Here is an 8,778-nt window from a genome sequence, read left to right on the forward strand (position 1 = left end):
GACGAGTTACAAAGTGAAGATGAGGTGGAATAATGAGTCATTATTATGATGAAGATCCAAGTGTAATTAGCAATGAACAACGTATTCAATATCAATTAAAACATCATAAAATTGATTTAATAACTGATAACGGAGTGTTTTCGAAAGATAAAGTAGATTATGGTTCAGATGTTCTTGTTCAAACTTTTTTAAAAACGCATCCACCTGGTCCAAGTAAGCGAATTGCCGATGTTGGTTGTGGTTACGGACCAATTGGTTTGATGATTGCTAAAGTATCACCACATCATTCAATTACAATGCTAGATGTTAATCACAGAGCGCTAGCCTTAGTTGAAAAAAACAAAAAATTAAACGGTATTGATAATGTGATCGTAAAGGAAAGTGATGCTTTGTCTGCTGTGGAAGACAAAAGTTTTGATTTTATTTTAACCAATCCACCAATAAGAGCAGGGAAAGAAACCGTGCATCGTATATTCGAGCAAGCATTACATAGATTAGAATCGAACGGTGAACTATTCGTTGTAATTCAGAAGAAGCAAGGTATGCCATCTGCAAAGAAAAGAATGAATGAACTTTTTGGAAATGTAGAAGTGGTAAATAAAGATAAAGGATATTACATTCTGAGAAGTATAAAAGCTTGAAATGAAATGGATATTCTGTTATAGTTATATAATGTAAAAATTTATGTTCAATAAGTGTGTACTTTTACGTTAAATAGATAAGTTAATTAAGAATAAATATAGAATCGAAAATGGTGTCATCATTAGTGTTGCCGTTTTCTTTTTGTCTTTTTATTAATATGCTTATGGTATTTAGCTAAAAGCGGATCACATAATTTTTGAGGGGTGAATCTGTTTGGCAGGTCAAGTTGTCCAATATGGAAGACATCGTAAACGTAGAAACTACGCGAGAATTTCAGAAGTATTAGAATTACCAAACTTAATAGAAATTCAAACTAAATCTTACGAGTGGTTCCTAAGAGAAGGTTTAATCGAAATGTTTAGAGACATTTCTCCAATTGAAGATTTTACTGGTAATTTGTCATTAGAGTTTGTGGATTACCGTTTAGGAGAACCAAAATATGATTTAGAAGAATCTAAAAACCGTGACGCTACTTATGCTGCACCTCTTCGTGTAAAAGTGCGTCTAATCATTAAAGAAACAGGAGAAGTTAAAGAACAAGAAGTCTTTATGGGTGATTTCCCATTAATGACTGATACAGGTACGTTCGTTATCAATGGTGCAGAACGTGTAATCGTATCTCAATTAGTTCGTTCACCATCCGTTTATTTCAATGAAAAAATCGACAAAAATGGTCGTGAAAACTATGATGCAACAATTATTCCAAACCGTGGTGCATGGTTAGAATATGAAACAGATGCTAAAGATGTTGTATACGTGCGTATTGATAGAACACGTAAACTACCATTAACAGTATTGTTACGTGCATTAGGTTTCTCAAGTGACCAAGAAATTGTTGACCTTTTAGGTGACAATGAATATTTACGTAATACTTTAGAGAAAGACGGCACTGAAAACACTGAACAAGCGTTATTAGAAATCTATGAACGTTTACGTCCAGGTGAACCACCAACTGTTGAAAATGCTAAAAGTCTATTGTATTCACGTTTCTTTGATCCAAAACGCTATGACTTAGCAAGCGTGGGTCGTTATAAAACAAACAAAAAATTACATTTAAAACATCGTTTATTCAATCAAAAATTAGCTGAGCCAATTGTGAATACTGAGACTGGTGAAATTGTAGTTGAAGAAGGTACAGTGCTTGATCGTCGTAAAATCGACGAAATCATGGATGTACTTGAATCAAACGCAAACAGCGAAGTGTTTGAATTGCATGGTAGCGTTATAGACGAGCCAGTAGAAATTCAATCAATTAAAGTATATGTTCCTAACGATGATGAAGGTCGTACGACAACTGTAATTGGTAATGCTTTCCCTGACTCAGAAGTTAAATGTATTACACCAGCAGATATCATTGCTTCAATGAGTTACTTCTTTAACTTATTAAGCGGTATTGGATATACAGATGATATTGACCATTTAGGTAACCGTCGTTTACGTTCTGTAGGTGAATTACTACAAAACCAATTCCGTATCGGTTTATCAAGAATGGAAAGAGTTGTACGTGAAAGAATGTCAATTCAAGATACTGAGTCTATCACACCTCAACAATTAATTAATATTCGACCTGTTATTGCATCTATTAAAGAATTCTTTGGTAGCTCTCAATTATCACAATTCATGGACCAAGCAAATCCATTAGCTGAGTTAACGCATAAACGTCGTCTATCAGCATTAGGACCTGGTGGTTTAACACGTGAACGTGCTCAAATGGAAGTACGTGACGTTCACTACTCTCACTATGGCCGTATGTGTCCAATTGAAACACCTGAGGGACCAAACATTGGATTGATTAACTCATTATCAAGTTATGCACGTGTAAATGAATTCGGCTTTATTGAAACACCATATCGTAAAGTTGATTTAGATACACATGCTATCACTGATCAAATTGACTATTTAACAGCTGACGAAGAAGATAGCTATGTTGTAGCACAAGCAAACTCTAAATTAGATGAAAATGGTCGTTTCATGGATGATGAAGTTGTATGTCGTTTCCGTGGTAACAATACAGTTATGGCTAAAGAAAAAATGGATTATATGGATGTATCGCCGAAACAAGTTGTTTCAGCAGCGACAGCATGTATTCCATTCTTAGAAAATGATGACTCAAACCGTGCATTGATGGGTGCGAACATGCAACGTCAAGCAGTGCCTTTGATGAATCCAGAAGCACCATTTGTTGGTACAGGTATGGAACACGTTGCAGCACGTGATTCTGGTGCAGCTATTACAGCTAAGCACAGAGGTCGTGTTGAACATGTTGAATCTAATGAAATTCTTGTACGTCGTCTAGTTGAAGAGAACGGCGTTGAGCATGAAGGTGAATTAGATCGCTATCCATTAGCTAAATTTAAACGTTCAAACTCAGGTACATGTTACAACCAACGTCCTATCGTTGCAGTTGGAGATGTTGTTGAGTATAACGAGATTTTAGCAGATGGACCATCTATGGAATTAGGAGAAATGGCATTAGGTAGAAACGTAGTAGTTGGTTTCATGACTTGGGACGGTTATAACTATGAGGATGCCGTTATCATGAGTGAAAGACTTGTGAAAGATGACGTGTATACTTCTATTCATATTGAAGAGTATGAATCAGAAGCACGTGATACTAAGTTAGGACCTGAAGAAATCACAAGAGATATTCCTAATGTTTCTGAAAGTGCACTTAAGAACTTAGACGATCGTGGTATCGTTTATATTGGTGCAGAAGTAAAAGATGGAGATATTTTAGTTGGTAAAGTAACGCCTAAAGGTGTAACTGAGTTAACTGCCGAAGAAAGATTGTTACATGCAATCTTTGGTGAAAAAGCACGTGAAGTTAGAGATACTTCATTACGTGTACCTCACGGCGCTGGCGGTATCGTTCTTGATGTAAAAGTATTCAATCGTGAAGAAGGCGACGATACATTATCACCTGGTGTAAACCAATTAGTACGTGTATATATCGTTCAAAAACGTAAAATTCATGTTGGTGATAAGATGTGTGGTCGACATGGTAACAAAGGTGTCATTTCTAAGATTGTTCCTGAAGAAGACATGCCTTACTTACCAGATGGACGTCCGATTGATATCATGTTAAACCCTCTTGGTGTACCATCTCGTATGAACATCGGACAAGTATTAGAGCTACACTTAGGTATGGCTGCTAAAAATCTTGGTATTCACGTTGCATCACCAGTATTTGACGGTGCAAACGATGACGATGTATGGTCAACAATTGAAGAAGCTGGTATGGCTCGTGATGGTAAAACTGTACTTTATGATGGACGTACAGGTGAACCATTCGATAACCGTATTTCAGTAGGTGTAATGTACATGTTGAAACTTGCGCACATGGTTGATGATAAATTACATGCGCGTTCAACTGGACCATATTCACTTGTTACACAACAACCACTTGGCGGTAAAGCGCAATTCGGTGGACAACGTTTCGGTGAGATGGAGGTATGGGCACTTGAAGCATATGGTGCTGCATACACATTACAAGAAATCTTAACTTACAAATCCGATGATACAGTAGGACGTGTGAAAACATACGAGGCTATTGTTAAAGGTGAAAACATCTCTAGACCAAGTGTTCCAGAATCATTCCGAGTATTGATGAAAGAATTACAAAGTTTAGGTTTAGATGTAAAAGTTATGGATGAGCAAGATAATGAAATCGAAATGACAGACGTTGATGACGATGATGTTGTAGAACGCAAAGTAGATTTACAACAAAATGATGCTCCTGAAACACAAAAAGAAGTTACTGATTAATACGCAATTTACAAAACAGGCAAAAAGATACTAAGCTGAATTTTATTGATGATTCAGTTTAGTACTTTAAGCCATTTTAAATAAATGCAAATCAATCAAATAGCACAGCTAATCTAAATTGAAGGAGGTAGGCTCCTTGATTGATGTAAATAATTTCCATTATATGAAAATAGGATTGGCTTCACCTGAAAAAATCCGTTCTTGGTCTTTTGGTGAAGTTAAAAAACCTGAAACAATCAACTACCGTACATTAAAACCTGAAAAAGATGGTCTATTCTGTGAAAGAATTTTCGGACCTACAAAAGACTGGGAATGTAGTTGTGGTAAATACAAACGTGTTCGCTACAAAGGCATGGTCTGTGACAGATGTGGAGTTGAAGTAACTAAATCTAAAGTACGTCGTGAAAGAATGGGACACATTGAACTTGCTGCTCCAGTTTCTCACATTTGGTATTTCAAAGGTATACCAAGTCGTATGGGATTATTACTTGACATGTCACCAAGAGCATTAGAAGAAGTTATTTACTTTGCTTCTTATGTTGTTGTAGATCCAGGTCCAACTGGTTTAGAAAAGAAAACTTTATTATCTGAAGCTGAATTCAGAGATTATTATGATAAATACCCAGGTCAATTCGTTGCAAAAATGGGTGCAGAAGGTATTAAAGATTTACTTGAAGAGATTGATCTTGACGAAGAACTTAAATTGTTACGCGATGAGTTGGAATCAGCTACTGGTCAAAGACTTACTCGTGCAATTAAACGTTTAGAAGTTGTTGAATCATTCCGTAATTCAGGTAACAAACCTTCATGGATGATTTTAGATGTACTTCCAATCATCCCACCAGAAATTCGTCCAATGGTTCAATTAGATGGTGGACGATTTGCAACAAGTGACTTAAACGATTTATACCGTCGTGTAATTAATCGAAACAATCGTTTGAAACGTTTATTAGATTTAGGTGCACCTGGTATCATCGTTCAAAACGAAAAACGTATGTTACAAGAAGCCGTTGACGCTTTAATTGATAATGGTCGTCGTGGTCGTCCAGTTACTGGTCCAGGTAACCGTCCATTAAAATCTTTATCTCATATGTTAAAAGGTAAACAAGGTCGTTTCCGTCAAAACTTACTTGGTAAACGTGTTGACTATTCAGGACGTTCAGTTATCGCGGTAGGTCCAAGCTTGAAAATGTACCAATGTGGTTTACCAAAAGAAATGGCACTTGAACTGTTTAAACCATTCGTAATGAAAGAATTAGTTCAACGTGAAATTGCAACTAACATTAAAAATGCGAAGAGTAAAATCGAACGCATGGATGATGAAGTTTGGGACGTATTGGAAGAAGTAATTAGAGAACATCCTGTATTACTTAACCGTGCACCAACACTTCATAGACTTGGTATTCAAGCATTTGAACCAACTTTAGTTGAAGGTCGTGCGATTCGTCTACATCCACTTGTAACAACAGCTTATAACGCTGACTTTGATGGTGACCAAATGGCGGTTCACGTTCCTTTATCAAAAGAGGCACAAGCTGAAGCAAGAATGTTGATGTTAGCAGCACAAAACATCTTGAACCCTAAAGATGGTAAACCAGTAGTTACACCATCACAAGATATGGTACTTGGTAACTATTACCTTACTTTAGAAAGAAAAGATGCAGTAAATACAGGCGCAATCTTTAATAATACAAATGAAGTATTAAAAGCATATGCAAATGGCTTTGTACATTTACACACAAGAATTGGTGTACATGCAAGTTCATTCAACAATCCAACATTTACTGAAGAACAAAACAAAAAGATTCTTGCTACGTCAGTAGGTAAAATTATATTCAATGAAATCATTCCAGATTCTTTTGCTTATATTAATGAACCTACGCAAGAAAACTTAGAAAGAAAGACACCAAACAGATACTTCATCGATCCTACAACTTTAGGTGAAGGTGGATTAAAAGAATACTTTGAAAATGAAGAATTAATTGAACCTTTCAACAAAAAATTCTTAGGTAATATTATTGCAGAAGTATTCAACAGATTTAGCATCACTGATACATCAATGATGTTAGACCGTATGAAAGACTTAGGATTCAAATTCTCATCTAAAGCTGGTATTACAGTAGGTGTTGCTGATATCGTAGTATTACCTGATAAGCAACAAATACTTGATGAGCATGAAAAATTAGTCGACAGAATTACAAAACAATTCAATCGTGGTTTAATCACTGAAGAAGAAAGATATAATGCAGTTGTTGAAATTTGGACAGATGCAAAAGATCAAATTCAAGGTGAATTGATGCAATCACTTGATAAAACTAACCCAATCTTCATGATGAGTGATTCAGGTGCCCGTGGTAACGCATCTAACTTTACACAGTTAGCAGGTATGCGTGGATTGATGGCCGCACCATCTGGTAAGATTATCGAATTACCAATCACATCTTCATTCCGTGAAGGTTTAACAGTACTTGAATACTTCATCTCAACTCACGGTGCACGTAAAGGTCTTGCCGATACAGCACTTAAAACAGCTGACTCAGGATATCTTACTCGTCGTCTTGTTGACGTGGCACAAGATGTTATTGTTCGTGAAGAAGACTGTGGTACTGATAGAGGTTTATTAGTTTCTGATATTAAAGAAGGTACAGAAATGATTGAACCATTTATCGAACGTATTGAAGGTCGTTATTCTAAAGAAACAATTCGTCATCCTGAAACTGATGAAGTTATCATTCGTCCTGATGAATTAATTACACCTGAAATTGCTAAGAAAATTACAGATGCTGGTATTGAACAAATGTATATTCGCTCAGCATTTACTTGTAACGCACGACATGGTGTTTGTGAAAAATGTTACGGTAAAAACCTTGCTACTGGTGAAAAAGTTGAAGTTGGTGAAGCAGTTGGTACAATTGCAGCCCAATCTATCGGTGAACCAGGTACACAGCTTACAATGCGTACATTCCATACAGGTGGGGTAGCAGGTAGCGATATCACACAAGGTCTTCCTCGTATTCAAGAGATTTTCGAAGCACGTAACCCTAAAGGTCAAGCGGTAATTACGGAAATCGAAGGTGTCGTAGAAGATATTAAATTAGCAAAAGATAGACAACAAGAAATTGTTGTTAAAGGTGCTAATGAAACAAGATCATACCTTGCTTCAGGTACTTCAAGAATTATTGTAGAAATCGGTCAACCAGTACAACGTGGTGAAGTATTAACTGAAGGTTCTATTGAACCTAAGAATTACTTATCTGTTGCTGGATTAAACGCGACTGAAAGCTACTTATTAAAAGAAGTACAAAAAGTTTACCGTATGCAAGGGGTAGAAATCGACGATAAACACGTTGAGGTTATGGTTCGACAAATGTTACGTAAAGTTAGAATTATCGAAGCAGGTGATACGAAGTTATTACCAGGTTCATTAGTTGATATTCATAACTTTACAGATGCAAATAGAGAAGCATTTAAACACCGTAAGCGCCCTGCAACAGCTAAACCAGTATTACTTGGTATAACTAAAGCATCACTTGAAACAGAAAGTTTCTTATCTGCAGCATCATTCCAAGAAACAACAAGAGTTCTTACAGATGCAGCAATTAAAGGTAAGCGTGATGACTTATTAGGTCTTAAAGAAAACGTAATTATTGGTAAGTTAATTCCAGCTGGTACTGGTATGAGACGTTATAGCGACGTAAAATACGAAAAAACAGCTAAACCAGTTGCAGAAGTTGAATCTCAAACTGAAGTAACGGAATAACAAGTATATAACAGAGGCTAAGGCTTTAGCCTCTTGTTATTTTTATGTAAATTATTTGATTTAATGTTGACGAATTCTCTTGTTCAATGTTAATATATTAAAGGTTGATGCAAGCAGAACTTTGGAGGATAAATTATTGTCTAAGGAAAAAGTTGCACGCTTTAACAAACAACATTTTGTAGTTGGTCTTAAAGAAACGCTTAAAGCGTTAAAGAAAGATCAAGTTACATCTTTGATTATTGCTGAAGACGTTGAAGTATATTTAATGACTCGCGTGTTAAGCCAAATCAATCAGAAAAATATACCTGTATCTTTTTTCAAAAGCAAACATGCTTTGGGTAAACATGTAGGTATTAACGTCAATGCGACAATAGTAGCATTGATTAAATGAGAATTAGTAAGTGTTTTACTTACTAAATTTTATTTAACCTAAAAATGAACCACCTGGATGTGTGGGATTAAAAAGTGAAGAGAGGAGGACATATCACATGCCAACTATTAACCAATTAGTACGTAAACCAAGACAAAGCAAAATCAAAAAATCAGATTCTCCAGCTTTAAATAAAGGTTTCAACAGTAAAAAGAAAAAATTTACTGACTTAAACTCACCA

4 protein-coding genes and 1 pseudogene are annotated in these 8,778 nt (G+C 35.9%); all 5 read left to right on the forward strand.

The window, feature by feature from the left end; all coding sequences use genetic code 11:
* The first annotated feature begins 32 nt into the window (after positions 1 to 32).
* Positions 33 to 641, forward strand: coding sequence for a class I SAM-dependent methyltransferase (locus tag ACXQH5_RS10810; RefSeq protein ID WP_000020296.1), 609 nt, complete (start codon positions 33 to 35; stop codon positions 639 to 641).
* A gap of 214 nt (positions 642 to 855) precedes the next feature.
* Complete coding sequence (rpoB, locus tag ACXQH5_RS10815; protein WP_000918667.1) at positions 856 to 4,407, forward strand: DNA-directed RNA polymerase subunit beta; 3,552 nt, start codon at positions 856 to 858, stop codon at positions 4,405 to 4,407.
* A gap of 163 nt (positions 4,408 to 4,570) precedes the next feature.
* Positions 4,571 to 8,167: a DNA-directed RNA polymerase subunit beta' gene (gene rpoC, locus ACXQH5_RS10820; protein ID WP_001819727.1), complete on the forward strand. Its 3,597-nt coding sequence runs from the start codon at positions 4,571 to 4,573 to the stop codon at positions 8,165 to 8,167.
* Between the two features lie 136 nt (positions 8,168 to 8,303).
* Positions 8,304 to 8,558: a ribosomal L7Ae/L30e/S12e/Gadd45 family protein gene (locus tag ACXQH5_RS10825; protein WP_000031892.1), complete on the forward strand. Its 255-nt coding sequence runs from the start codon at positions 8,304 to 8,306 to the stop codon at positions 8,556 to 8,558.
* Positions 8,559 to 8,655: 97 nt separating this feature from the next.
* Positions 8,656 to 8,778, forward strand: a pseudogene (locus ACXQH5_RS10830) (30S ribosomal protein S12); the annotation flags it as partial.

Source organism: Staphylococcus sp. SA22 (assembly GCF_054165785.1).

Excerpts from the sequence above, each read along its gene's own strand:
- ACXQH5_RS10810 (WP_000020296.1), top strand. The coding sequence starts at position 33 with ATGAGTCATTATTATGATGAAGATCCAAGTGTAATTAGCAATGAACAA.
- rpoC (WP_001819727.1), top strand. The coding sequence starts at position 4,571 with ATGAAAATAGGATTGGCTTCACCTGAAAAAATCCGTTCTTGGTCTTTT.